Raw genomic sequence first — 25,503 nt, forward strand, 5'->3', positions numbered from 1 at the left:
GCTCGACATCGACCGGTGAGGACGGCAGCGATGGACATGCTGTGGAGCGGCTGGGGCGACCCGGACCGGGCAACTCCGTTGCCCGACACGGTGATCGGGCTGCTGCGCGATCTGCTCGGCGTGAAGCCGAGCGACACGGCGCCGGTCGACCTGACTGAAATCGCCGTCCCCGAGCCGGAGTTGACGCCCGCCGCCCTCGACGCCCTGAGTGCCGCGGTCGGCGGCGAGGAACACGTCCGCACCGACGCGGAGACCCGGATCCGGCACACACGCGGCAAGTCCACGCCCGACCTGCTGCGGATACGGGAGGGCGAGGTCGACGACATCCCGGCCGCCGCGGTGCTCCCGTCGGACCACGACGAGGTGCTCGCCGTGCTGCGGGCGTGCACCCAACTCGGTCTGGCGGTCGTGCCGTTCGGCGGCGGTACGTCCGTCGTCGGCGGCCTCGCCCCGGGCCGCCGGGGCCCCTTCGTCGCCCTCGACCTGCGCCGGATGGACGGCCTGCTCGCCCTCGACCCGGTCTCCCGCACCGCCACCCTGCAACCGGGCCTGCGTGCACCGCGGGCCGAGGCGCTGCTCGCCGAACACGGCTTCACCCTCGGCCACTTCCCACAGTCCTACGAGTGGGCCACGATCGGCGGATTCGCCGCCACCCGCTCCAGCGGACAGGCCTCCGCCGGCTACGGCCGCTTCGACGAGATGGTCCTGGGCCTCACCCTCGCCACCCCCGAAGGCACCGTCGACACCGGCCGCGCCCCGCGCTCGGCCGCCGGACCCGACCTGCGCCAACTGTTCCTCGGCTCGGAGGGCGCGCTCGGCGTCATCACCTCCGTCACGGTCCGGATCCGCCCTGTCCCGCGGACCCGTGTCTACGAGGGCTGGCACTTCGACTCCTTCGAGGAGGGCGGCGCGGCCCTGCGCCGGCTCGCCCAGGACGGCCCGCGCCCCACGGTGCTGCGGCTCTCCGACGAGACCGAGACACTGATCGGACTCGCCCAGCCCGAAGCGATCGGCTCCGCCGAGACGCCACCGGCCGGCGGCTGCGTGGCGATCGCCGGCTACGAGGGCACACCGGAGGACACCTCGTACCGCCGGGAGCACGCGGCGGCCGTCCTGCGCGAGAGCGGCGGAACCCCCCTCGGCACGGAACCCGGGGAACGCTGGGCGCACGGCCGCTACTCGGCCCCGTACCTGCGCGACGCCCTCCTCGACGCCGGCGCCTTCGCCGAGACGCTGGAGACGGCGGCCTTCTGGTCCCGTATCCCCGGCCTGTACGCGGCCGTTCGCGACGCGCTCACCACCAAGCTCACCGAGGCGGGCACCCCGCCCCTGGTCATGTGCCACATCTCCCACGTCTACGAGAACGGCGCCTCGCTGTACTTCACCGTGGTCTCGGCGCAGGGTGAGGACCCCCTGTCGATCTGGGCGCGGGCCAAGCACGCGGCCAACGAGGCGATCCTCGCCGCCGGCGGCACCATCACCCACCACCACGGCGTGGGCACCGACCACCGCGACTGGTACGTCAGGGAGGCGGGCGCGTTGGCCGTCGAGGCGCTGGGTGCCGTGAAACGGTGCGTGGACCCGGCCGGGGTGCTCAATCCTGGCGTCCTGCTGCCCCTCGACTGAGTCAGCGCCCCTGTTGAAGCGACCCCCGTCAACCTCACCGCCCGTCCGCCCCGGAGGCGCACCGATGCGACAGTTCACCGCCGTCGTCAACCCCACCGCGGGCGGCTCCGCCTCGGCCGCCGCACTGCTCGGCGTGGCCCGGCTGCTCCGCGAGGCGGGGGCCGAGTTGGAGACCGAGTACAGCCGCAGTCTGGAGCACGCCAAGGAACTCGCCCTGGATGCCGGCGGGCGGGGCCGGGTGGTGCTCGCCGTCGGCGGCGACGGCATCGCCGGAGGCATCGGGGGCGCGCTCAGCGGTACGGGCGCGGTGCTCGGCCTCGTCCCGGCGGGCCGCGGCAATGACTTCGCCAGGGCGCTCGAACTCCCCACGGAACCAGGCGAGTTGGCCCAGGTGCTGCTCCAGGGCGAGCCGCGCCCGGTGGACACCATCGAGGTCGAGTCGGCCTTCCACGACCGCACCGTCGTGCTCGGCAGCGTGTACGCCGGCGTCGACGCGCTCGCCAACCGTCACGCGAACCACGCGAAGCTCCTGCGCGGGGCCGCCTCCTACTACGCCGGCGGGCTCCGCGCCGTCACCACCTGGCGCCCGGCTCACTACCGGGTCACCGTCGACGGCAAGGAACACCCGCACACCGGCTACACGGTGGTCGCCGCCAACTCCGGCTACTACGGCTCCGGGCGACTCATCGCCCCCGACGCTCGCGTGGACGACGGCCTGCTGGACGTCGTCATGATCCGCGAGGCACCCCGGCGGCTCTTCTTCGCCCTGATGAACGAACTCAGGACGGGCGCCCACGTCCGACGGCCCGAGGTGACGATCCTGCGCGGCCGGGAGATCCGCATCGAGGCCGACCGCGAGGTGCCCTACGGCGCGGACGGGGAGGTCGAGGCCGTCCTCCCCGTCACCGTCAGGGTCCTGCCGGGAGCCCTGCGCGTGCTGTGCTGAGCGTGCTGTCCGGCGTGGTCAGCCGAGGCTGCCGGTGCGGGCGTCGCGCCACAGGTCGACGCCGCCGTCGGTGGCGTACTTGTCGATCTCGGCCAGCTCGTCGGCGCTGAAGTCCAGGTTCTCCAACGCGGCGACGTTCTGCTCCAGTTGCTCGGGGCGCGAGGCGCCGATCACCAGCGAGGTGACCCGCTCGTCGCGCAGCGCCCACGCGAGCGCCATCTGGGCCAGGGTCTGGCCGCGACGGGCGGCGATGTCGTTGAGCGCGCGCAGCCGGTGGAGGTTGTCCTCCGACAGCCAGGACGTGTCGAACGACGTGCCCGCCGCGGCCCGCGAGTCCTCGGGTACGCCGTCGAGGTAGCGGCCGGTCAGCAGGCCCTGGGCGAGCGCGGTGAAGCCGATGACCCCGAACCCCTCCTCCTGGGCCACGTCCAGCAGGCCGTCCGTCTCGATCCAGCGGTTGAGCATGTTGTACGAGGGCTGGTGGATCAGGAGCGGTGTGCCGAGGTCCTTGAGGATCGCGGCGGCCTCGCGGGTGCGCTCGGCGTCGTAGGAGGAGATGCCGACGTAGAGGGCCTTGCCCTGACGCACCGCCGTGTCCAGCGCGCCCATCGTCTCCTCCAGCGGAGTCGTGGCGTCGAGACGGTGCGAGTAGAAGATGTCGACGTAGTCCAGGCCCATGCGCTGCAGCGACTGGTCCAGGGAGGCCAGCACGTACTTGCGGGAGCCGCCGCCCTGGCCGTAGGGGCCGGGCCACATGTCCCAGCCGGCCTTGGTGGAGATCACCAGCTCGTCCCGGTACGGCGCTAGGTCCTGCTTCATCAGGCGGCCGAAGTTGATCTCGGCGGAGCCGTAGGGCGGGCCGTAGTTGTTCGCGAGGTCGTGGTGGGTGATCCCGAGGTCGAACGCGCGCAGGGCGATCTCGCGCTGTCTCTCGAAGGGCCGGTCGTCCCCGAAGTTGTGCCAGTAACCGAGGGAGAGCAGCGGGAGGTCGAGGCCTGAGCGGCCGGTCCGCCGATAGCGCATCGTGCCGTCGTATCGCTCGGGATTCGCGAGGTGGTTCATGAGGTTCACTGTGCTCGCGCACGATTCTGAAGTCCAACAACTCCTTTTCATTGGATTCAGCGGTGTCGTTTCTTAATGGGCGGTGCCCCTACCGACCCGGGCCTGACTAGGGTGCGAGGTGTGCCCACCTTGCTGATCGTGCATCACACGCCGTCGCCCACCTGCCAGGCCCTGCTGGAGGCCGTCGTCTCCGGGGCGACCGCGCCCGAGATCGAGGGCGTCGACGTAGTACGGCGGCCCGCTCTGTCGGCCACCGCCTCCGACGTCCTGGCGGCCGACGCGTATCTGCTGGGCACCCCGGCGAACATCGGCTACATGTCCGGTGCCCTCAAGCACTTCTTCGACCAGATCTACTACCCGTGCCTGGACGCCACACAGGGCCGCCCCTTCAGCTACTACGTGCACGGCGGGAGCGACGTCACGGGGGCGGTGCGCGCGGTCGACGGGATCACGACCGGCCTCGGCTGGCGGCGCGCGGCCCAGCCCGTGACCGTGACGGGGACGCCGGACAAGTCCGATGTCGAGGCCTGCTGGGAACTGGGCGCCACGCTCGCGGCGGGGCTCATGGGCTGAGGAGGAAGGGGGCCGTCGGCTGCCGGAACCGGTGTCCCTTATGCTCCTCGCCATGAACGAGGGGGACACCGGCAGACGGGTCGTCGACGGGCGTTTCGAGCTGGAGTCGAGGCTCGGTGGCGGCGGCATGGGCACGGTGTGGCGCGCCCGCGACCTGCTGTTGCACCGGAGCGTCGCCGTCAAGGAGGTCCGGCCCGCGGACCCGGATCTCGCCGAGTACGACCCGCCGTCGGCGCGGATGCTGCGGGAGCGGGTGCTGCGCGAGGCGCGGGCCCTGGCCCGGGTCCAGCATCCGAACGTCGTGACCATCCACCACATCGTCGACGGCGGCGAGGGCACCTACCCGTGGCTCGTCATGGAACTGGTCGAGGGCGGCTCCCTCGCCGACCGCCTCGCCCGTGGACCGATGGCCCCGGCCGACGCAGCCCGCCTCGGCCGCGGCGTACTCGACGCCCTGCGCGCCGCGCACGCCGCCGGCGTTCAGCACCGCGACGTGAAGCCAGCCAACGTCCTTCTGCGCACCGACGGCCGGCCCGTCCTCACCGACTTCGGCATCGCCGCGATCCGGGAGTCCACCGCGCTCACCGCCACCGGTTCGATCATCGGCACCCCCGACTACATGGCCCCGGAGCGTGTCACCGGCGACGCCGGCGGCCCCGCGGCCGACCTCTGGTCGCTGGCGATGATGCTCTACGTCGCCGTCGAGGGCCACCACCCGCTGCGCCGCGGCACGACGCTGGCCACGCTGGCCGCGGTACTCCACGAGGACGTACCGCCACCGAAGCAGGCCGGATCCCTGACGCCCGTACTGACCGCCGTATTGGTGCGTGATCCTGCGGCGCGGCCCGACGCGGAGGCCGTCGACCGGATGCTGGCCACTGCCGCGGAGGCCGTCCCGGAACCCGTCACCTCATACCCCCTGGCACCTCCACAGGACGCGATACCCGTCCCGCCTCCGCCGCCCGCCGACACGGTCGTGCCGCGCCGCTCCGCGGGGACCCGCCGTGCGGTGGTCGCCTCCGCTGTGGCGGGTGTTGTGTTGGTCGGTGGACTGACCTGGGTGACGCAGTTCGGGGGCGATCGCGATGATGCGTCGGGTTCGGCGGGGTCGGGGCCGACGGGGAAAACCGAGTCGGTCTCCACGCCCGGGTCTCTCGGTTCCGGCTCCGTGTCCACTCCGGCATCGCCCTCTTCCGACAAGGGAACGCCGATCCCGAAAGCCTCGTCGAAGCTGGCCAAGGGCATGCTCACGCCCAAGGGCATCCGAACCGCGCTCAAGGCGATCGAGGAGAAGACGGGACGGGACACCTTCGGCGATCTCTCCGTCTACCAGGATTACGTGTCGGTGAAGGCGATGGTCCCCGGTAGTCGGACCAAGTACGACACGTACGACTACCGCCCGGCGACGGGAGTCAAGAAGGGCATCATCAAAGGCAGCCTGTTCGGCGGCAAAGAGCCGGTGAGTCTCAAGGACTACAACTGGGACGCGGTGCCCAGTCTCCTTGCCTACGGGGAGAAAGTGTTGAACGTCGACAAGCCGCTGTCCGCCTATCTGCTCCTGAGCCCACCGAGTAACGTCTTCAACACCCCCGCCTATCTCGGGATCTATCTCAGCGGCGACTACAGCGTGAGTGGATATCTACAGGCCGACTCCCAGGGCAGGGTCGTGAAGCTGTATCCCGCCGACGGATGACCGCTGCCACGGGCACCGTTCCGCCGTATGCAGCAGCACGAGAGGCCTCCCCGCCGAGGTGGGGAAAGGCTGGGCCTGCCCCGCCGCCCCGTCCCCGGGAGATGTCATGCCCCTCCGCCTGCTCGCCTGTGTCGTCGTCGCGTGTGTGACGGCCCTCGGCCCCGCCACCACCAGTACCGCCACGACACACGGCGACGACCTCCAGCGTCAGGCCGACCAGTTCGTGCAGTCCCCAGGTGGACCGCCCGGCCTCATCGCCGTCCTCCAGGTGGAGGGGAAGACCCGCGTCGTGCGGGCGGGCGTCGCCGACCTTGCCACCAACCGCCGGCCCGACCCCGACGACCACATGCGCATCGCCAGCACCGCGAAGGCCTTCAGCGCGGCGGTCGCCCTCAGCCTCGTCGACCGGCACGCACTGCACCTCGACGACACTCTGGGCCAACGACTTCCTCGGCTGCCCAAGACTTGGCACCGGGTCACCCTGCGACAACTGCTGAACCACACCAGCGGCCTGCCGGACTTCACGCGGAACGCGGAGTTCCTGAAGATCGTCACCGCCGACCCGCGCCACCACTTCGACTCCCGCCGACTGCTCGACTACGTGGCCGGCGAACCGCTGCGGTTCAAGCCCGGCAGCCGGTACGTGTACTGCAACTCGGACAACATCGCCGTTGCCCTGATGGCGGAGGCGGTGACGGGAACACCGTACGAGAAGCTGCTGCGCACGCTGGTCTACCGGCCGTTGGGGCTGCGGGACACCAGCCTGCCGCAGGGCTATCGGATGCCCGAGCCGTACCTGCACGGTTACGACATGGCGCCGCCCTCGCCGGTGGAGGACGTCAGCGAGGTCCTCAGTGCGTCCGGTGTGTGGGCGTCAGGTGGCATCGTCTCCACGCCGGCCGACATGACCCGGTTCGTTCGCGGTTACGCCGGAGGGGCGCTCTACGGGCGGTCAAGTCTGCTGCGGGAGCAGCGGAGTTGGATCGGCGGCGCCTCCGAACCGGCAGGGCCCGGCGCCAACATGGCCGGCCTGGGCATCTTCCGCTACGCGACCCGGTGCGGTGTGGTGCTGGGGCACACCGGCAACTTCCCCGGCTACACGCAGTTGATCGCAGCCACACCGGACGGGCGCCGGTCCCTGACCTTCTCCGTCACCTCGCAGATCAACGAGGCGCAGGCGCCCGAGCAGTTGAAGCGGCTGCGGGCGATCGAGGAGAACTTCGTCTGCGCTCTTCGCGGCGCGTAGGTGGCTTTGTCAGGTGCCCTCCTGGCCGTAGTGGTTCCGGTAGCGGTCGTGGAGGGCGTCCACCGTCTGTGCCATGCGGCCGCGGACTCCCCGAGCTGCCGGGACAGATGCACGGTGCGTGCCACGTCCTCGCACATGACGGCGGCCTTCACCGCGGCACGCGGGCTGTCGCCGACGGCGTCGTCGCCGATCGGGGCCAGGGGACCGACCGGGATCTCGCCGCCGAACTCGTCCGCCATGGCGGTGAGTACGCACGGGACGGGTTCACCGCGGGCCGCCCACGCGGTCGCGTAGGTGGAGTGGGTGTGGACGACTCCGTGCACCTCGGGCAGGGTGCGGTAGACGTAGCCGTGCGAGGCGGCGTCGCTGGACGGACGCAGCGTGCCCGTCACGGCGACGCCGGACAGGTCGTACAGCACCAGGTCCTCCGGCCGCAACTCGTCGTAGGGGACGCCGCTCGGCTTGATGAGCATCAGGTCCGGCGCGACCCGGGCCGACACGTTGCCGGAAGTCCAGGCGACGAGCCCGTGATCCACGAGGGACCGGTGCAAGGCGTGCAGTTCCGCGCGCACTTCGGCGATGGCATCGAGCATCAGGGACTCCTCGTCTTCAGCGCGTGCAGGCGGTGCAGGACGTCGTTGCCCCCGCGACCGAAGTGGTCGTGCAGCCGCACGTACTCCTGGTACAGCTGCTGGTAGACCCGCTGATGCTCGGGGATCGGCAGGTAGGCGGCATGATGACGGCGGCCCATGGCGGCGGACGCGGTGCGCACCTCGGGATGGATCCCGGCGGCCACCGCTGCGTGGACGGCCGAACCGAGCGCGGGCGCCTGCGCGGAGTCCACCACGCTCATCGGCAGCCCGGTCACGTCCGCGTAGATCTGCATCAGCAGCGGGTTCCTGACCAGGCCCCCGGCGGCGACGAACTCCGTCACGGGCAGGCCCGCGTTCTCGAAGGTGTCCACGATCACGCGGGTGCCGAACGCGGTCGACTCCAGCAGCGCCCGGTAGATGTCCACCACCGTGGTCGACAGCGTCATACCGAGCAGTGCCCCGGACAGTTCGTGATCGACAAGCACGGACCGGTTGCCACCCATCCAGTCCAGGGCCAGCAGCCCGTGCTCGCCCACCCGCTGTCGTGCGGCGAGCTCGCCGAGCACCTCGTGCACGCCGCGCCCCGGTTCGTGGTAACGCTCGGGGACGGCGTTGTCCACCCACCAGGCGAAGATGTCGCCGACGCCGCTCTGCCCGGCCTCGTAGCCGAAGGACCCGGCGACGATGCCGCCCTCGACCACCCCGCAGGCACCGGGGACCTCGCGCAGCACGTCGGAGTTCATCATGTGGCAGGTCGACGTGCCCATGATGGCCAGCAGTTGACCGTTCCCGTAGGTCTGGGCCGCGGCCGCGGTGACGTGTGCGTCCACGTTGCCCACCGCGACAGGTGTGCCCTCGGGCAGCCCGGTCCATGCGGCGGCCCGCGCGCTCAGTCCGCCGGCGCTGCTGCCGAGTGCGGTGAGCGGATGGGCGACGCGGGTGCGGTACACGTCGGCGAACCGCGGATGCAGCGCGGCGAGATAGTCCTCGTCCGGGTAACGCCCGTCCTGGTAGAGGCCCTTGTATCCGGCGGTGCACGGATTCCGGGTCTCCCGGCCGGTCAGCTGCCATACGATCCAGTCCGCCGCCTCGATCCACCGTGCGGTGGCCTCCCACACCTCGGGGTCCTCCTCGAGGATCTGCAGCGCTTTCGCGAGCTGCCACTCGGCGGAGATCCTGCCGCCGTACCTGGACAGCCACGGCTGCTCCGACGCCTGCGCGAGTCCGGTGATCCGGTCGGCCTGTGCCTGGGCCGCGTGGTGCTTCCACAACTTCGGCCAGGCGTGCGGGCGTTCGGCGAATCCGTCCAGGACGCACAGGGGCGTTCCGTCGGCGAGCACGGGCAGCGGGGTGCTGGCGGTGAAGTCGGTGCCCACCCCGGCCACGGTCGCCGGGTCGATCCCGGCCCGCGCGACCGCCTCGGGCACTGCCTCGCGCAGGACCGACAGCCAGTCCCGCGGGTCCTGCAACGCCCACAGGGGTGGCAGTTCGGCACGTGACCCGGGCAGGGCGCGGTCGATCACGCCGTTCCGGTACGGGTGCTCCACACAGGCGAGTTCGGCGCCGTCGGCGGCGCTCACCACGAGCACCCGTGCGGACAGGGTGCCGAAGTCGATCCCGAGGACATGCGCGGTCATGGCCGGCCCTCCCGCCACTCAGGCAGGAACAGCAGGCCCTCCACGGCGAGCGCGTCCTGGGATTCCGCCAGCGGGCGCCAGATGGAGGCGGCGGTGGCGATCGACGCGTTGTCCGCGGTGAACGACTCGATGCCGAGCATGCCCTGGTAGGCGATCTCGGTGAGGCAGTCCCGGATCAGCGGCCAGTTCTGCAGATCGTGGCCCGGCGCGCCCCGGTCGTTGCCGCAGACCTGTAGGTGCAGCAGCCGGTCGCCGGCCGCGCGGAACGCCGCGGGCAGGTCCCGCTCCTCGATGTTCATGTGGTAAGTGTCCAGGTTGAGGCCGACGTTGCCGGGCAGATCCTCGATCAGTTCCCGCACTTGTGTCGCCGTGTTGAGCAGGCTCGTCCCGTAGCGGTTGAGGGGTTCCACGGCCAGCGCGATCCCGTGCCGCCCCGCGTACTCGGCGCACTCGGCGAGGCTGTCGCGCAGCTCCCGCAGGGTCGCGGTGCGCTCCGGCGGGGACATCCGCCACGTGCGGCCCACCGATGTGTACATCGGGGCGATGACCATCGCCGCGCCGACTGCCGCCGCCGCGTCGACCGCGGCGCGGACATAACGCCTGGTCGCGTGGATCGTGGCCGGGTCGGCCGCCGCCAGTTCGCGGCCGGGCCCGAACACCACGCCCACCACGCAGCGCAGCCCCAGCTCCGACAGCAGCGCCGAGGTCCGGGAGGGGTCCCAGTCACCGACGTTCTCCAGGGGCAGCTCCACGGCGTCGAACCCCCAGCCGGCGATCCTGGGCAGGGTGGCGGTCAGCAGTTCGTCGGTCAGCGGTGAGTGCCACACGAAGGTGTTCACCGCGATGGGCAGGTCGGTCATGCGCATCCTTCGAACGGGGAGGAGGTCACCTGATCACCGGTTCCAGTACGTCCCGCACGTACGCCCCGTTGCGGGGCACGGCTCGGTCGGGGTCCGCCTCGGTGACCGGACGAATCTGACGGTGTGTCCCCTCGCCACCCGGCGGCGGGCGTGGCGTGAACGCGATCGTCGCGTATCTGGCCGGAAGATCGCCCGTACGAAGGGAAGACCGCCCGTAGAATTCCCCCGACCGTCTCGGGGGAGATCACCAATGGAAACGATCATCGTCCAGTTGCCGGACCCGTCGGGGCCGGAGACTGAAGCCGGGCGCGGCACCGCGCTGTTGCATCTGGGTCCCGGTGACGCGGCCGACTTCGGCCGGGGCCTGCCGGAGGGCGGGGGAGTGCCGGAGCGCGGGGGAGTGCGCATCCTGCTCGCCGACCCCGGAGTCTCGCGCCGGGCAGGGCGGTTGGAGGCGGCCGAGGACTACTGGCGGCTGTCGAACTACAGCCGTGGCGCCTCCTATGTCGTGGAAAACCTGGAGGGCGCCGGCGAGTACATCACCGTCGCTCCGGGCCGCCTCGGGGCGCCGGTGCCGTTCGAGTTCTCGCGGGTGGTGCTGCCCGCCCTGACCGGCACCGCCACCTTCAAGGTGTTCGCCCCGCAGCACGCGTACCTCGACGAGAGGTCGGTGCCCGGAGGCGGTGAACAGACCGTGCTGCCCTTCGCGTTGGACGTGACGGCGAAGTACTTCCTCGTCCTGGTCGCGCTCTGCGAACCACGGCTGCGCGACGGCTCGGACGCCACCCTGCCCGGCGTCGGAGAGATCGTGGAGCGCCTGCGCCCGCTGGCGTCCTGCCACGGTCTGACGCGCTCGGCGGTCAACTACCACGTCGACTACCTCGCCCTCGCCAAACTCCGCCTGGACCTGGGCGAGGAGACCGGCCCCGACGACGGCCGCACCGGCGCCAAACGCGCCCGACTCGCCTCCGTCGCCCTGCGTTTCGGACTCGTCCGCGAGGAACACCTGGGGCTGCTGCCGCCCCGCGGAGTCGTCCGGGCCGCCGTGCAGGGGGTGCGGGTATGACCGGTACCGAAGACGTCCGCGAGCCGTTCGAGGTGCGGCCGCTGCCTGTCGGATTCCGCATCGCCGACTGGGAGTTGGGCGCGGTCATCGGCTCCGGCGGCTGGGGCACCGTGTACGAGGCGCACGCCGTCGGTGACGACGCACTCGTCGCGGTGAAGCTCCTGCCGACCGGCGCCCTCGCCCCCGGACAGCGGGCCGCGCTCGGCGAACTCGTCGCCAGCGAGGTCCGGTTCAGCACCGAGGCGGACCACCCCAACCTGGTCCGCACACGCGCCGTCCACACCGTCGAGGCGCCCGGCCTCGACACGTGGGACGGGGCGATCGCCCTGGTCATGGACCATGCCGAGACCGGCCTGCAGGACGTGCTCGACGCCGCCGACACCGGCCGCCCGATCGAGCACGCCGACCGGGTGCTGCGCGGAGTCGTCGCGGGCCTCGCCCACATGCACACCGCACGCCGAGTGCACGGCGACCTCAAACCCGCCAACGTCCTGCTGGGCCCGGCCGGCGCCGTCTGGCTGGCCGACTTCGGCCTCACCGCCGAACTCGACGGCACCCACGCCCACTTGCCGCCAGTGGGCACCCTCGACCATCTGCCGCCCGAATGGTGGTCGCAGCGCACCGGCATCGAGGGCGCGGTCGTCCGCCCGACCGCCGACATCTGGGCCTTCGGCGTCCTCGCCCACCAGGTCCTCACCGGCGGACTCCACCCGTTCCCCGGCGCCACCGCCCGCGCCCGGTCCCTCGCCGCCCAGACATACGCCCGCGGCACCGCACCACTTCGCCTCGACGCGGGCCTGCCGGAGGGCTGGCGGCGCCTGATCGCCGACTGCCTCGCTCCCGACCACGCCACCCGCATACGGCACACCGCTGACACGCTCGCGACCAGGATCGAGCGACTGACGGACAGCGGGGTCCCGCGCCGAAGACGCCGTCTGCTGCCAACTGCGGTCGCCGCACTGGCAGTTCTCGCCGCCACGGCCGCCGGCGGGGCGGCGCTCCTCCAGGACGACGACAGCGCCGGGAACAAGGGCGGCGGCACCCCGGCCGTGGTGACCGACGTGCACACCACACCCACGGCCGGAGCGATCCCCGCCGACTCCGACGTCCCCGACGAACTGCGCCCGGTCATCGAGAGCGCCGCCCGCCGCTGCACCGACGCGGAGATCACCCCCGCGCTGCTGGCCGCCATGATCAAGGCGGAGAGCGGCTTCGACACGAAAGCGGCCCGACCGGCCTCCGAGGAGTACGGCATCGCCATGTGGACGCCCGCGGTCTTCCGGGCCTGGGCCGTGGACGGCGACAAGGACGGCGACAAGGACGGCGACAAGGACTACATGTCACCGCCCGACGCGATCTCGACCATGAGCCTGTACACGTGCTGGCTCGACCAGCGCTTCAAACAAGAGGGCATGTCCGCCAAGGACCTGCCCGCGCTGATCGCGGCCGGCTACCGCACGAGCGACCGCAGCGTCATCGAGGAGGGTGGTGTCCCCGAAGCCGTGCGGCCGCACGTGAAGAAGGTGCTGCGTTACCTCGCGGAGTACGAGGGCTGAGCGAGGGCTAAGGAGTGCGCGCGCTCTGAGTGCCGTTGCACACCGGCACGTTGGGCAGCTGGTTGTCCGGCGAGTTCATGTAGATGTTGGACACGTAGCCGCCGTACTGGGGCAGATAGGCCCACCACTCGTTGGTGTAAGGCGGCACGGTCACCACCTGGCCCTTGACCTGGCAGCCCACCAACACCTCGACCCCGGCCGGGAGTTGAGTGAGCGGCGCGCCTGCCGTGGACGGGGCCGGGCGGACGTTCACGTGGTCGCTCCAGGTCCCGAACCAGGTGCCGGCCGGCCGCACCGCGCCCGGCACGTTCAGCGAGCGCGTCAGCCGCCCGATGTCCGTGTAGGCCTTGCCGTACGACGTCCCCACCGGATGCAGGGTGAACACGGCGACGATGGCACGGTCGCCGGCGCCCACCGTGCCGGTGGTGTGCAGGGCCGGGCGGGACAGGTCCACTCCGGCCGCGGCGGCCTTCGTGTTCGCCTTGGCTGCCGAGGTCGTCTTCGCCCCGCCCGCGGCAGCAGCCGCCTGCGAACCGCACGTGCCGTCCTCGTAGTCGCCCGACCACCCCTGCTTCACGGCCCACGGCTTCTCGAACGCCCCGGGGATGCCGAAGTGCTGGTCGAAGCGGTCCGACGCGCAGCGGGTGGACTGGCGCAGGTTGCCCATCACGAAGTCCCGTACCGGGGCGGGTGCCTTGTCCAGCAGGTAGCGGTAGATCGTGACGGTGTCACGCGCCGAGAGCGCGGTGTAGCCCCAGAAGCCCTCGTATCCGGCCGGCGGCGGCTGGGTGTCGGTGAGGCCGAGCCGGCTCACCATGCGGGTGATGATCGCGGAGCCGCCGTCCGCCGTCCAGTAGTGGCTGGCCGCGTCGTCGTTGCTGCTGCGGAGCATCGGCTCCAGCAGGGCGCGGTCGGCCGCCGGGATCGTGTAGTCAGGGCCGCGGTCCCAGAGGAAGTCCAGGGCCAGCAGGATCTTGACGACGGACGCCGACCTGAACTGCGTCGAAGAGTTGAGCTGTTCGGTGAACGTGCCGGTGCTGCGGTCGAAGACGGCGACCCCTGCCGTGACTCCGGAGGGCACGGTGACGGAGGGGGCTTCGGCGGGCCGTGCGGAGGCCGGTGCCGCCATGCAGAAGGCGAGCAGCAGCGCGGTGAGGGCCGCCGCCGAGGCCAAGGTGGAACGGAGCAGACGCATGAAGGCCGTCTCTTCCTTTCGTCGGGACATCATCGGGGCGTCAAAGGGCCTGCGGGAGACGGAGGTTGGCGTGCGCCGACGACCCGTCAGCAGGGCTCGACCGTGTTCGTCTCGCTGGCCACGTCGCCGTCGGACACCCAGCCCCAGGTGCCGTTGTCGTCGCCCTGCGTCCACAGCCAGCGGTAGGGATGGACGCTGGAGCCGTTGGGGCGGTCGGTGAAGTCCGCGCGACAGGCGAACCACGAGGGGTTCGTACGCAGGTGGTCGATGATGTGGGTGCCGCCGTCGACCAGTTCGTAGACGTTCGCGCCCTGGACGTTGTTGCAGGTGAACGCGTGGTGGCCCCAGGCGTCGATGCCGGTCGCCCAGCAGTTGGAGGCGGCCTGCGCCGAGCTGGTCGGCAGGGCGACCAGGGCCGCGGCGGCGGAGGCGGTGAGGGCGAGCGTGAGGGTCTTGCGCGTCGCGGAGCGATGCATCGACAGTCCTGTCCGTGTGGGGAGTCGGGTCCACCGGAGGAGCGCGGTACGTGATCGCTCCGGTGCACCGCACACGCTAGGAACAGAAGGCCGCGAACGGTCCCTGACAAGTGTCAGGGCCGGGGCCGTCCTGCCCCTGGCCTCGATGCCGGTATCGCGACACGATCCGTCCGTGCGGAGCCCGTGCCCGTCGGGTTCTCGCGGGGGTGGGCCACTCGCGGTCCGCCGCCGTGACGGGGGAGGATGGACGGGCAGACGATATTGGTCAACCGATGTGGAGGAGCGGGCACATGCCTCACGAGCGAGCGGGCCGGCAGGCCGGACCCGAGGATCTCGTCGACGTCGCCCGGCTGGTCACCGCGTACTACGCGCTGCACCCGGACCCGGCCGACCCGGGCCAGCGGGTGGCGTTCGGTACGTCGGGACACCGGGGTTCGGCGCTGGCGACCGCGTTCAACGACGACCACATCGCCGCGACCAGCCAGGCGATCTGCGAGTACCGCGCCCTCCAGGGCACCGACGGCCCCCTCTTCCTGGGCGCCGACACCCACGCGCTCTCCGAGCCGGCCCGCGTCACCGCACTCGAGGTTTTCGCGGCCAACGACGTGACGGTCCTCATCGACGAGGCGGACGGCTACACGCCCACCCCCGCCGTCTCGCACGCGATCCTCACGTACAACCGAGGCCGTACGTCCGGTCTCGCCGACGGTGTCGTCGTCACCCCCTCGCACAACCCGCCCGCCGACGGCGGCTTCAAGTACAACCCGCCGAGCGGCGGACCGGCCGGCTCCGACGCCACGTCCTGGATCCAGGACCGGGCCAACGACATCATCACCGCCGGCCTCAAGGACGTACGCCGTATCCCCTACACGCGTGCCCTCGCCGCCCCCGGCACCGGCCGCTACGACTTCATGGGGACCTACGTCGCCGACCTGCCGAGCGTCCTGGACCTGGACGCGGTCCGCGCCGCCGGCGTGCGCATCGGCGCCGACCCGCTGGGCGGGGCGTCGGTCGCGTACTGGGGCCGGATCGCCGAAGAGCACCGCCTCGACCTCACCGTGGTCAACCCGCTCACGGATCCCACCTGGCGGTTCATGACGCTCGACTGGGACGGCAAGATCCGTATGGACTGCTCGTCGCCGTACGCGATGGCCTCCCTGATCGCCCAGCGCGACCGCTTCCAGATCGCCACGGGCAACGACGCGGACGCCGACCGGCACGGCATCGTCACGCCGGACGCGGGGCTCATGAACCCCAACCACTACCTGGCCGCCGCGATCGCCTACCTCTACGGTCACCGGGAGCAGTGGCCCGCCGACACCGGCATCGGCAAGACGCTGGTGTCGTCCACGATGATCGACCGGGTCGCAGCCGACCTGGGGCGCCGTCTGGTCGAAGTGCCGGTCGGGTTCAAGTGGTTCGTGGACGGACTGGTCGACGGATCGATCGGGTTCGGCGGCGAGGAGTCGGCCGGCGCGTCCTTCCTGCGCCGGGACGGCTCGGTGTGGACCACGGACAAGGACGGCATCATCCTGGCGCTGCTCGCCTCCGAGATCCTCGCGGTCACCGAGAAGACGCCGTCGGAGCACTACGCGGCGATGACGGCCCGGTTCGGCGAGCCCGCGTACGCGCGCATCGACGCCCCCGCGAACCGCGAGGAGAAGGCGCTGCTCGCCAAGCTGTCCCCGGCGCAGGTCACCGCGGACACCCTGGCCGGGGAGCCCGTCACCGGGGTGCTCACTGAAGCCCCGGGCAACGGTGCGGCCATCGGCGGCATCAAGGTGACCACCGAGAACGCCTGGTTCGCGGCACGGCCCTCCGGCACCGAGGACGTGTACAAGATCTACGCCGAGTCCTTCCGCGGCCCCGACCATCTGCGCCAGGTCCAGGAGGAGGCCCGGGCGGTGGTCGACACCGCGCTGGGCGGCTGACGCGACGGAGACGGCGGTGACGGTGGCGGCGATGACCGGGCGGGTGTGAGAAGCGTCTCGCTTTGTCCACCTTTGGGTGAAAATCAGATGTTCTACCCTGAGGAGGCCCCCGTCACCGCCGGAGTGATCAATGTCCCGCAAGGGTCCAACGGACGACGGCGACGAGCTGCTGGCCAGACTCGGATCGCTGACCGCCCAGGCGCGCGAGCTCGCCCAGCTGCAGCGCTCCCGGGTCGAGCTGGCCGTTGCCCTCCAGCGGGGCATGCTGCCGAGGGACCTGCCCGAGGCCCCCGGCCTCCAGCTCGCCGTCCGCTACGCGCCCGCTTACCAGGGCCTGAACGTGGGCGGCGACTGGTACGACGCCTTCACCATGCCCGACGGCCGCATAGGCCTGTCCATAGGCGACGTCCAGGGCCACAACATCGAGGCGGCGGCCTTCATGGGCCAGGTCCGGGTCGGCCTGCGCGCGCTCGCCTCCGTCACCAGCGAGCCCGGCGAGCTCCTCGCCCGCACCAACGACCTGATCCTCTCCCTCGGCACCGACCTCTTCGCCACCTGCACCTTCATGCGGCTCGACCCCGCCACCGGCGTGCTGGAGAGTGCGCGGGCCGGGCACATCCCGCACATCTGGGCCACGGCGGACGGCAGGTCCGGCGTCAGCGGCGACGAGGGCGGGCCGCCGCTCGGCGTCGAGCAGGGCATGGAGTACCCGGTGATGCGGCACCGCCTCACCACCGGCGGGGTCTTCGTCCTCGTCACCGACGGCGTGGTCGAGGGCCCGTCCCTGAGCCTCGACGAGGGCCTCGACAAGGTCGTCCGCCTCGCGGGCGTGGCAGCCGTCGCGGGCCTGGAGGCCGGGGCGCTGGCCGCTGCCGTGATCAAGATGGCGGGGACGGTGGGGCACGAGGACGACGCGGCGGTCTTGGTGGTGGGGCACGACGGGGCTGTGGGTCGGCTGTAGAGGCCGCCGGGCTGACGACGCCTGTCCATTCGTAACTCCGCGTCACTTCGGCGGTCTCCGACGACCCTGGCGCCTCCGAGGGCCGCAGAGCCAGGTGGGCCTGACGGCTCTGATGGCCCGGACAGGCCTGACGGGCCTCCCGCCCGTCGGACCCGGGAAGCTTCGACGCCCTCGACGCTCCCACCAGCCTCACCACCTTTGCCCACTCCACCAGCCTTGGCTGCTCCACCGCGTCCACCCCCTCCACCGCCTCCGCCGGCTCAGACCGCCCTGACCCCCTGGCACCCCGGCCCCTGGCACCCAGGCCCCCTGACACCCCGCCCCCTTCACCCGAACCGCCCCAGCCCGGCGCAGCCGACCCGCTCGCCTCGCCGTCCCGGCCTGCTCGGTGTCTGATGGCAGCTGTGGTGGGTACCCGTGATCTCCGCCCGGCGGCCGGCCTGGTTCTGCAGACACTGACCGTCGCCGCCTGCTATTTCGCGGCCGGACGGCTGGGCCTGCTGCGGCAGCTCGTCGTCGAGGACGCCGTGGTCACCCCCATCTGGCCCCCCACGGGCGTAGCCGTCGCCTGTCTGCTCCTCTACGGCATGCGCGCCTGGCCCGGCATCGCCCTCGGCGCGCTGCTGGTGGTCATGTCCATCACCTCGCTCCAGCCCGCCGTGATCGGCACCCTGCTGGGCAACACCCTGGCCCCCGTCTGCGCGTACCTCATGCTGCGCAAGGTCGGCTTCCGCACCAGCCTGGCCCGGCTGCGCGACGGCATCGCCCTGGTGTTCCTGGGCGCCCTCACCGCCATGCTGGTGAGCGCGACCGTGGGCGCCTGCCTCCTGGTGATCACCGGCAAGCTCGACGCGCACAGCTTCTGGCTGGTCTGGCTGGCCTGGTGGGTGGGCGACGCGATGGGCGTACTGATCGTCACCCCGCTCCTGCTGCTGATCCTGCAAGGGACCCGCCGGGCCCTGAACCTGCGCCGGTGGAAGGAGATCCTGGGCCTGGCCCTCATCGCGGGCGTTCTGATACCCGTGTCCACGCACAGCCCCATGAGCGTGCTCTTCCTGGTCTACCCGCTGCTGATCTGGGCCGCGCTGCGCTTCCAGCTCGCCGGCAGCTCCCTGTGCGCCCTGTTCGCCTCGGTCTCGGCCACCGTCGCCGCGACGGACCGGAGCGGGCCGTTCAACCACCTGTCCAGCGTCGAGGTCATGATCAAGCTCCAGGCTTTCAACGGCTCGATGGCACTGACCGCCCTGCTCCTGTCCGCCATGATCACCGAGCAGCTCAACACCAGACGGTCGGTGGAACGGGCCTGCCAGGAACTCGTCGAGGTCCTCGCACACCTCACGGCGGGGGAGCCGCCACCAGGACCGCCGCGCGTCGAGGGCGACCGGGGCAAGCCCGGTGAACTCCCGGTCCCGGAGAAGAAGCGCCCGGTCAGTCCCACAGGGGATACGTGACCGTCGGGCCGTAGATGTCGGGCCTGCTGCCCGGGTAGACCAGGGTGATCCGGCTGTAGCGCTCCGTCTGCGGGTGCTTCTTCCACGGCTTCGGATCGGAGAGCCGCACGGTCACCGGATACGAGTGGAAGGCGCCGGCCGCGCAGTAGGGCTTGCAGTCGTTGACCATGTTGACGCCCTCGGCCGTCGCCGTCTCCGTGCCCCACTGCGACCACTTCAACGAGGTCAGCCGGCTGTTGCCGTCACCGCAGGCGAGCGTGAAGTCGGCGGGGCGCACGTCCGTGTGCCAGAGACAGTCGACGAGCACGGGCACCGCCTGCCGCTGCGCGACCGGTGAGGCAGGCGTCGCCGGCCCGGCGGAGGACGGGGCCCCCGCAGCGGCGGCGAGCGCCGCGGCCAGGCAGAGCGTGACCGCCGTACGAATCGCGATTGCGCGCATGTCCGCTCCCCGCTGCCGTCTCCGGACCGACCTGTCCGTGCCGTCCGGCTGTTCGAGCTGTCCGTGCCAACTCTGCTGTGCCTGTACCGACGCTACGACCGGCATGCGGTGCGCACCACTCGGACGGAGTAATGACGGCTGAGGGAGGCGGGGCGTTCCGCCTGTCACATCTCGTCGAGACGGACGTACGAGCTTTCGAACCGCCAGTTCAGATCGTGCGTCGTCGAGGGCAGCACCCCGGCATACAGGGCATCGCGGTCGATGGTGACCGGCGCGAGCGGTCGTCCGTGCGCGAGCGAGGCGAGCAGGAGCCCGGCGTGCCGCTCGGCGAGGACCGTTCGGAAGACCGCCTCGCGCAGGGTCCGGCCCACGACCACGGCACCGTGCCACCGGAGCAGCGCCAGCGCGCTGTCGCCGATCACCCGCACGAGCGCGTCGCCCGCCGCATGGTCCGTCACCAGCTCGGCCCGCTCCCACAGGGGTATGCGATCCGGCCAGAAGCTCGCGTGCGGCATCAGCAGTTCCGCCGGCGGCTCGGCCATCGCGGCGAGGGCGGTCAGGTGCGGTGAGTGGACGTGCACGAGTGAGCGGAGGTCGGGGCGGGCGCGGTGCATCGCCGCGTGCATGTACAGCTCCAGCGGCAGCCCGGGCGTGAACTCGTCGTCAAGGGAGAGTTCGTGGACGTCCTCGGGTCGGCACCTGTCCTTGCGGCGTCCGGCGCCGGGGCAGATCAGATAGCGCTCCGGATCGTCCGTCAGCAGGCTGACGTGGCCGAACATGCCGATCAGACCGTGGCGCGCGAGGATCCGCGTGGCCGTGGCCAGTTCGTCGCGCAGTGCCTGCCGGTCGGTCATCTCCGTACCCCTTCGTCGTGCCGAGGCGTGAGCAACCCGTGCCGTTCCCCGGCCGGGAGCGTAGGCGTGGGGCGGTCGCGGGACGACGTCCGAGCAGGCAAGCAATGAATGCGCGCGCGGCCGAAACGATGTGGGTGTCCAGCCGAACTCCCAGTGGACAACCGTCAATTCAAGCCGATGTCTTGTCACCTTCATGACAACTCTGTGCGTGGGATGTCACTCTGCTGTCCGCAGGTTCACCTGTGCTTCACACCCCCCACATTTCCCGCACCCCCCATCTCCACCCCCCACCCCCCACCTCTTCCCATCCCCCCACCCCTTCTCGCGCGCGGCCGAGTCCCGGCGCCATCCGGGCGTCGCTCGTGCCGTGCGTGCGCACCCGCGCGCCGCCGGACGGCCACACCCGGCCGACCGCTCGCTCCGGCCTTGACCCGAGGCCGACCGCTGCAGAGGGAGAACGCCTTGTTCAGGCAACACCTTTTCTCGCACCGTTCCAGATACACCGTCGCGCTGGCCCTCACGGCCGCGAGCACGATGCTGGCCACCGGCGTCCAGACCGGCATCGCCGGCGCGGCCCCCGCCGACCCCGGCCCCGCGAAGATCCACGCCACCCCCCGCTCGGGCGCGGCCCCGGCGGCCCTCAGTCCCGCGCAGCACACGGCGCTTCTCAAGCAGGCCACCGCGGCGGCCGGCGACACGGCCAAGGGCCTCGCCCTGGGCTCCAGGGAGAAGCTCGTCGTCAAGGACGTGATCCGGGACGCCGACGGCACCACGCACACCCGCTACGAGCGGACGTACGCCGGCCTTCCCGTCCTCGGTGGCGACCTCGTGGTCCACAACAAGGCCGGCCGTACGACGGCGTCGAAGGCGACCAACGCGAAGCTCGACCTGTCGACCACCACGCCGATGGTCACCTCGGCCGCGGCCAAGGGCAAGGCCCTCGCCGCCGCCGAGAAGGCCAAGGCCAAGTCGCCCAAGGTCAACAACGCGCCCCGCCTGGTCGTCTGGGCCGCCGACGGCAAGCCCGCCCTGGCCTGGGAGTCGGTGGTCGGTGGCTTCCAGGACGACGGCACCCCCAGTGAGCTGCACGTCGTCACGGACGCGAAGACGGGCAAGGAACTGTTCCGCTACCAGGGTGTGGAGACCGGCTCCGGCACCGGGCAGTTCAACGGAACGGTCCCGCTGGGCACCACGCTCTCCGGCTCGACGTACCAGCTCGTCGACGGCGACCGCGCGGGGCACCGCACCTACGACCTCAACCAGGGCACTTCCGGTACGGGCACCCTCTTTACAGATGACAACGATGTCTGGGGCGACGGCACCCCGACCAACCGTCAGACGGCCGGTGTGGACGTCGCCTTCGGTGCCGCGGCGACGTGGGACTACTACAAGGACGTCTTCGGCCGCAACGGCATCCGCAACGACGGCGTCGCCGCCTACAGCCGGGCCCACTACGGCAACAACTACGTCAACGCCTTCTGGCAGGACGCCTGCTTCTGCATGACCTACGGCGACGGCTCCGGCAACACGCACCCGCTGACCGCCCTCGACGTCGCCGCGCACGAGATGAGCCACGGCGTCACCAGCGCCACCGCGGGTCTCACCTACTCCGGCGAGTCCGGTGGCCTGAACGAGGCGACCTCCGACATCTTCGCCGCCGCGGTGGAGTTCCACTCCGACCTGCCCGCCGACGTCCCCGACTACATGGTCGGCGAGAAGATCGACATCAACGGCGACGGCACCCCGCTGCGCTACATGGACAAGCCCTCCAAGGACGGCGCGTCCCGCGACAACTGGGACGCCTCGCTCGGCGGCATCGACGTCCACTACTCCTCGGGCCCGGCCAACCACTTCTTCTACCTCCTGTCGGAGGGCAGCGGCGCCAAGACCGTCAACGGGGTCGCCTACGACAGCCCCACCTCCGACGGCCTTCCGGTCACCGGCATAGGCATCGAGAACGCCCAGCAGATCTGGTACCGGGTGCTCACCACGTACATGACCTCCTCCACCAACTACGCCGCCGCGCGCACCGCGACCCTCCAGGCCGCGACCGACCTGTTCGGCGCGTACAGCCCCACCTACCTGGCCGTGGCCGACGCGTGGGCCGCGATCAACGTGGGCAGCCGGGTCGCGCCGGGCGTGAACATCAGCCCGCTGGCCAACCAGACGACCGGGGTCGGCGAGCAGGTCTCCCTCCAGGTCGACGCCTACACCACCAACTCCGGCTCCGCGCTGACCTATTCGGCGACCGGCCTGCCGGACGGCCTGTCGATCAGCGACACCGGTCTGGTCACCGGCTCGCCGACCACGGTGGGTACCAGTGACGTGACGGTGACGGTCACGGACGAGACCGGCTCCACCGCGACGAAGTCGCTGTCCTGGCGGGTGGCGAACCTGTTCTCCAACTCCACCAGGGTCGACATCCCCGACGCGGGAGCCGCGGTCGAGTCCGCGGTGACGGTCCCCGAGCGGGAGGGCAACGCCTCGGCGACCACCGAGGTCTACGTCAAGATCGTCCACACCTACCGCGGTGACCTGACGGTCGACCTGGTGGCCCCCGACGGCACGGTCTACTCGCTGCTTAACCGCAGCGGGGGCTCGGCCGACAACGTGGACCAGACCTTCACGGTGAACGCCTCCGCCGAGCCCGTCGCCGGCACCTGGAAGCTGCGCGTCCAGGACCGTGCGTCGATCGACGTGGGCTACATCGAGAAGTGGTACCTGGCTCCCTGATAGGTCTCACCCGGCGCTGGGCCCTTCCGGCAGGCCCAGCGTGAACGTGGTGAGAACCGCCGCGTGGTCCGACGGCCAGTCGTTTCCGGCCACGTCGGGCCACGCGCGCGGGACACCGGTGACGACCGTGCGGGAGTCGACGACTTCGAGGCCACGGCCGTTGTGCAGGACGTAGTCGATCCGGTCCTGCGGCTCGGCGAGGGCGGGGTCGTCCTCGTTCACCGGGTGGATCGGTGACCAGGTGTGGCCGGGGACGCGGACCGGATCGGGGTGCGCCTCGCGGTAGGAGTCGCGCAGTCCGGCAGCCTCGGCCGCCCGCGTCACCGGCCACGCCACGTCCGAACGGTCCAGGTGCGAGGGGCAGTTGAAGTCCCCGGTCATGACCACGGGTACGTCCGGCTCCGCTGCTTCCTCGATCTGCCGCAGCGCCTCACGCATCTGCGCGAGCCGCACGTCCTCATGGGCGATCAGCTCGTCCGCTGGCAGCCCGTCGAAGGCGGCTTCGTAGGGGCCGTACGGCGTGTAGTGCAGGTGAGCCGTCCATACGTCCACCTCGCGCGCGTGCCCGACGCGGATGCGGGCGCCGGCCGCTCCGTAGAAGCCGACGTCCGGGTCGCCGAGGCGGGCCGTGATCGGGTGTCGGCTGATGATGCCGAGGTTCTCGCCGGCCTCGTGGTGGTGCCAGCCCAGCGCGTCGGCGAGTTCCCGGGCCGCCGTGCCGGCCGTCTCCTGGAGGCCCACGACGTCGGCCTCGGTGTCCAGGATGACCTTGAGCTGCTTGGCGCGGTGGTCGTCGATCGGGCTGCCGCCGAGCCAGAGATTCCAGCTGAGCACCCGCAGGCGCGGGGCGACCAGGCCGCGCAGCCGGTCCGGGGTGACCTCTTCGAGGCTGGTCACGACCGTGCGGCCGGGGGCCGGGTCGATGGGGGCGAGCGACGGCACCGCGAGGACCGCGCAGCCGGCTGCCTCGGCGGAGCTGACGCCGGTCGGGGTGTCCTCGACGGCGACGCAGTGGGCCGGGTCCACGCCGAGGGCGCGGCAGGCGGCGAGGTAGGGGTCGGGGGCGGGCTTGGTGTGCGGGGTGTCCTCGGCGGTGACGGAGACGGCGAAGCGGCTCGCGCCGAGGGCGTCCAGGACGGTGTCGGCGACCGCGCGGGGGGACGCGGTGACGAGCGCCGTGGGGACGCCGTCGTGGGCCAGGGCGTCGAGCAGGTCGAGCGCGCCGGGGCGGGGCACGATGCCGGTGCGGACGCGGGCGGCGAACTCCCGGTGCAGTGCGGCCGCGAGGTCCGCCGCCGGTGCGCCCGTGGCCCGGGCGAGCCAGCCGGCGGTGTGCTCGACCGGACGGCCGAGCACCTCCGGCTGGTCCACGTCCGTCAGGGTCCTGCCCGCGACCTGCTCCACCGCCTCCCACCACAGTCGCTCGGTGTCCACGAGCGTTCCGTCCATGTCGAACAGGACGGCCTGGAGCGGGAGTTGGGTGTGGGGGGTCACGTTTCTCTCTTTCGGTACGGGCGCCTTGGCCCTACGGGTTGACGCGTTCTGCCACGAGTACCGGCCGCTGCGGCAGCGACACCCGCACGGCGACTCCGGCGCCCAGCGTGGTGGCCTCGTGCGTGGGCAGGTCGGCCTTGACCTCGGTGCCGTCGCCGAGCCGTACGCCGACGCGGACGACCGCGCCGAGGAAGGCGGTGCCGAGGACACGCGCGTCCCCGGTCTCGTCGGCGTGCACGTGGATCGCCTCGGGCCGTACGAGCACGTCCACGTCGGGACCGGCCGGTGCCTCGCCGTCGACCGGCAGACGCTGGCCGAGCACCTCGACCGTGCCGTCCGTGAGCCGCCCCGGGAGCCGGCTCATCGTGCCGACGAACTCGGCGACGAACGCGGTCGCGGGCCGGCCGTACAACTCTGCGGGCGCGGCGCACTGTTCGAGCTTCCCGGCGCGCATTACGGCGACCCGGTCGGCTATGGACAGCGCCTCTTCCTGATCGTGTGTCACGAAGAGGGTGGTGATGCCCAGTTCCTGCTGGAGCCGGCGTATCTCCTCGCGCAGGTTGAGGCGCACCTTGGCGTCGAGCGCCGACAGTGGCTCGTCCAGGAGCAGGACGCGCGGACGCAGGGCGAGCGCGCGGGCCAGGGCGACGCGCTGCTGCTGGCCGCCGGAGAGCTGGTGCGGGAAGCTCTCGCCCTTGTCGCCGAGCCCGACAAGGTGGAGCAACTCGTTCGCGCGGAACCGCCGTTCGGCCTTGTTCACCTTGCGCATGCGCAGTCCGAAGGCGACGTTGTCGAGGGCGTTGAGATGCGGGAAGAGGCTGTAGGACTGGAAGACCATCCCGGCGTCGCGGCGATGCGCGGGCACGTCGGTGACGTCCTTGCCGTCGACCAACACTTCGCCGGAGGTGGGGTGTTCGAACCCGGCGAGCATGCGCAGGGCGGTGGTCTTGCCGCAGCCGGACGGGCCGAGCAGAGCCAGGAACTCGCCCGGGCGGACGGTCAGGTCGAGTCCGTCAAGAGCGACCGTGGGGCCGAACTCGCGGCGCAGGCCCCGGAATTCGACGGTGGCCGCATTCTCCGTGGTGGTCTTCTCAAGCGTGGTGGCGGTCAT

Annotated in this window: 20 protein-coding genes and 1 pseudogene; 11 read left to right on the forward strand and 10 right to left on the reverse strand. The window is 71.4% G+C overall.

Features of this window, described 5'->3' with window-relative positions:
* Nucleotides 1-30: 30 nt before the first annotated feature.
* Both M2283_RS06285 and M2283_RS06290 read left to right on the forward strand, forming a co-directional pair.
* Nucleotides 31-1,626, forward strand: coding sequence for an FAD-binding oxidoreductase (locus tag M2283_RS06285; RefSeq protein ID WP_280875041.1), 1,596 nt, complete (start codon nucleotides 31-33; stop codon nucleotides 1,624-1,626).
* 64 nt (nucleotides 1,627-1,690) lie between these two features.
* Nucleotides 1,691-2,572, forward strand: a complete 882-nt coding sequence (locus tag M2283_RS06290; protein ID WP_280875043.1) for a YegS/Rv2252/BmrU family lipid kinase — start codon at nucleotides 1,691-1,693, stop codon at nucleotides 2,570-2,572.
* Nucleotides 2,573-2,590: 18 nt separating this feature from the next.
* Here M2283_RS06290 and mgrA read toward each other — a convergent pair whose 3' ends face one another.
* A complete protein-coding gene (gene mgrA / locus M2283_RS06295) occupies nucleotides 2,591-3,634 on the reverse strand; it encodes an L-glyceraldehyde 3-phosphate reductase (protein WP_280875044.1) in 1,044 nt (347 codons plus the stop codon).
* A 120-nt stretch (nucleotides 3,635-3,754) separates the two neighbouring features.
* On the opposite strand from mgrA, the gene M2283_RS06300 reads away from it, so the two are divergent.
* From M2283_RS06300 to M2283_RS06310, 3 genes are all read left to right on the forward strand, one after another.
* The gene (locus tag M2283_RS06300) at nucleotides 3,755-4,207 is read left to right on the forward strand and encodes a flavodoxin family protein (protein ID WP_280875045.1); all 453 of its coding nucleotides are present in this window, start codon (nucleotides 3,755-3,757) and stop codon (nucleotides 4,205-4,207) included.
* 52 nt (nucleotides 4,208-4,259) lie between these two features.
* On the forward strand, nucleotides 4,260-5,900 hold the full coding sequence (locus M2283_RS06305; RefSeq protein WP_280875047.1) for a serine/threonine-protein kinase: 1,641 nt from the start codon (nucleotides 4,260-4,262) through the stop codon (nucleotides 5,898-5,900).
* 106 nt (nucleotides 5,901-6,006) lie between these two features.
* On the forward strand, nucleotides 6,007-7,146 hold the full coding sequence (locus tag M2283_RS06310) for a serine hydrolase domain-containing protein (RefSeq protein WP_280875048.1): 1,140 nt from the start codon (nucleotides 6,007-6,009) through the stop codon (nucleotides 7,144-7,146).
* Between the two features lie 206 nt (nucleotides 7,147-7,352).
* Here the strand turns inward: M2283_RS06310 and M2283_RS06315 are convergent.
* From M2283_RS06315 to M2283_RS06325, 3 genes and pseudogenes are all read right to left on the reverse strand, one after another.
* Nucleotides 7,353-7,739, reverse strand: a pseudogene (locus M2283_RS06315) (class II aldolase/adducin family protein); the annotation flags it as partial.
* On the reverse strand, nucleotides 7,739-9,376 hold the full coding sequence (gene araB, locus M2283_RS06320) for a ribulokinase (RefSeq protein ID WP_280875049.1): 1,638 nt from the start codon (nucleotides 9,374-9,376) through the stop codon (nucleotides 7,739-7,741). The pseudogene M2283_RS06315 and the gene araB, both read right to left, overlap by 1 nt.
* Complete coding sequence (locus tag M2283_RS06325) at nucleotides 9,373-10,236, reverse strand: sugar phosphate isomerase/epimerase family protein (protein WP_280875050.1); 864 nt, start codon at nucleotides 10,234-10,236, stop codon at nucleotides 9,373-9,375. The genes araB and M2283_RS06325 overlap by 4 nt, the downstream gene beginning before the upstream one ends.
* Nucleotides 10,237-10,486: 250 nt before the next feature.
* Here M2283_RS06325 and M2283_RS06330 point away from each other — a divergent pair, with 250 nt between their 5' ends.
* Nucleotides 10,487-11,302, forward strand: a complete 816-nt coding sequence (locus M2283_RS06330; RefSeq protein ID WP_280875051.1) for a serine/threonine protein kinase — start codon at nucleotides 10,487-10,489, stop codon at nucleotides 11,300-11,302.
* Nucleotides 11,299-12,858 carry a serine/threonine-protein kinase gene (locus tag M2283_RS06335; protein ID WP_280875053.1) on the forward strand — a complete coding sequence of 520 codons (1,560 nt, stop codon included), beginning with the start codon at nucleotides 11,299-11,301 and terminating at the stop codon, nucleotides 12,856-12,858. Before M2283_RS06330 ends, M2283_RS06335 begins: the two co-directional genes overlap by 4 nt.
* A gap of 7 nt (nucleotides 12,859-12,865) precedes the next feature.
* Here the strand turns inward: M2283_RS06335 and M2283_RS06340 are convergent, their stop codons facing one another.
* On the reverse strand, nucleotides 12,866-14,053 hold the full coding sequence (locus tag M2283_RS06340) for a hypothetical protein (protein ID WP_280875055.1): 1,188 nt from the start codon (nucleotides 14,051-14,053) through the stop codon (nucleotides 12,866-12,868).
* An 86-nt stretch (nucleotides 14,054-14,139) separates the two neighbouring features.
* On the reverse strand, nucleotides 14,140-14,529 hold the full coding sequence (locus M2283_RS06345; RefSeq protein WP_280875056.1) for a hypothetical protein: 390 nt from the start codon (nucleotides 14,527-14,529) through the stop codon (nucleotides 14,140-14,142).
* A gap of 290 nt (nucleotides 14,530-14,819) precedes the next feature.
* On the opposite strand from M2283_RS06345, the gene pgm reads away from it, so the two are divergent.
* From pgm to M2283_RS06360, 3 genes are all read left to right on the forward strand, one after another.
* Nucleotides 14,820-16,460: a phosphoglucomutase (alpha-D-glucose-1,6-bisphosphate-dependent) gene (pgm, locus tag M2283_RS06350; protein WP_280875057.1), complete on the forward strand. Its 1,641-nt coding sequence runs from the start codon at nucleotides 14,820-14,822 to the stop codon at nucleotides 16,458-16,460.
* A gap of 130 nt (nucleotides 16,461-16,590) precedes the next feature.
* Entirely contained in the window at nucleotides 16,591-17,421 is an 831-nt protein-coding gene (locus M2283_RS06355; protein ID WP_280875058.1) for a PP2C family protein-serine/threonine phosphatase, read from the forward strand.
* A gap of 395 nt (nucleotides 17,422-17,816) precedes the next feature.
* Nucleotides 17,817-18,872 carry an MASE1 domain-containing protein gene (locus tag M2283_RS06360; RefSeq protein WP_280875059.1) on the forward strand — a complete coding sequence of 352 codons (1,056 nt, stop codon included), beginning with the start codon at nucleotides 17,817-17,819 and terminating at the stop codon, nucleotides 18,870-18,872.
* Here M2283_RS06360 and M2283_RS06365 read toward each other — a convergent pair.
* Nucleotides 18,850-19,311, reverse strand: coding sequence for a hypothetical protein (locus tag M2283_RS06365; RefSeq protein WP_280875060.1), 462 nt, complete (start codon nucleotides 19,309-19,311; stop codon nucleotides 18,850-18,852). The two genes, M2283_RS06360 and M2283_RS06365, sit on opposite strands and share 23 nt — an antisense overlap.
* 164 nt (nucleotides 19,312-19,475) lie before the next feature.
* Nucleotides 19,476-20,165, reverse strand: a complete 690-nt coding sequence (locus M2283_RS06370) for a class II aldolase/adducin family protein (RefSeq protein WP_280875061.1) — start codon at nucleotides 20,163-20,165, stop codon at nucleotides 19,476-19,478.
* A gap of 462 nt (nucleotides 20,166-20,627) precedes the next feature.
* Between M2283_RS06370 and M2283_RS06375 the strand changes: the two genes are divergently transcribed.
* Nucleotides 20,628-22,898 carry a M4 family metallopeptidase gene (locus tag M2283_RS06375; protein ID WP_280875062.1) on the forward strand — a complete coding sequence of 757 codons (2,271 nt, stop codon included), beginning with the start codon at nucleotides 20,628-20,630 and terminating at the stop codon, nucleotides 22,896-22,898.
* Nucleotides 22,899-22,904: 6 nt separating this feature from the next.
* On the opposite strand, the gene M2283_RS06380 is transcribed toward M2283_RS06375, so the two are convergent.
* Together M2283_RS06380 and M2283_RS06385 are read right to left on the reverse strand one after the other, a co-directional pair.
* The gene (locus M2283_RS06380; protein ID WP_280875063.1) at nucleotides 22,905-24,392 is read right to left on the reverse strand and encodes an HAD-IA family hydrolase; all 1,488 of its coding nucleotides are present in this window, start codon (nucleotides 24,390-24,392) and stop codon (nucleotides 22,905-22,907) included.
* 31 nt (nucleotides 24,393-24,423) lie between these two features.
* The gene (locus M2283_RS06385; RefSeq protein ID WP_280875064.1) at nucleotides 24,424-25,503 is read right to left on the reverse strand and encodes an ABC transporter ATP-binding protein; all 1,080 of its coding nucleotides are present in this window, start codon (nucleotides 25,501-25,503) and stop codon (nucleotides 24,424-24,426) included.

The sequence above is a fragment of the Streptomyces pseudovenezuelae genome (assembly GCF_029892565.1).
In the GTDB taxonomy this organism is placed as follows: domain Bacteria; phylum Actinomycetota; class Actinomycetes; order Streptomycetales; family Streptomycetaceae; genus Streptomyces; species Streptomyces pseudovenezuelae_A.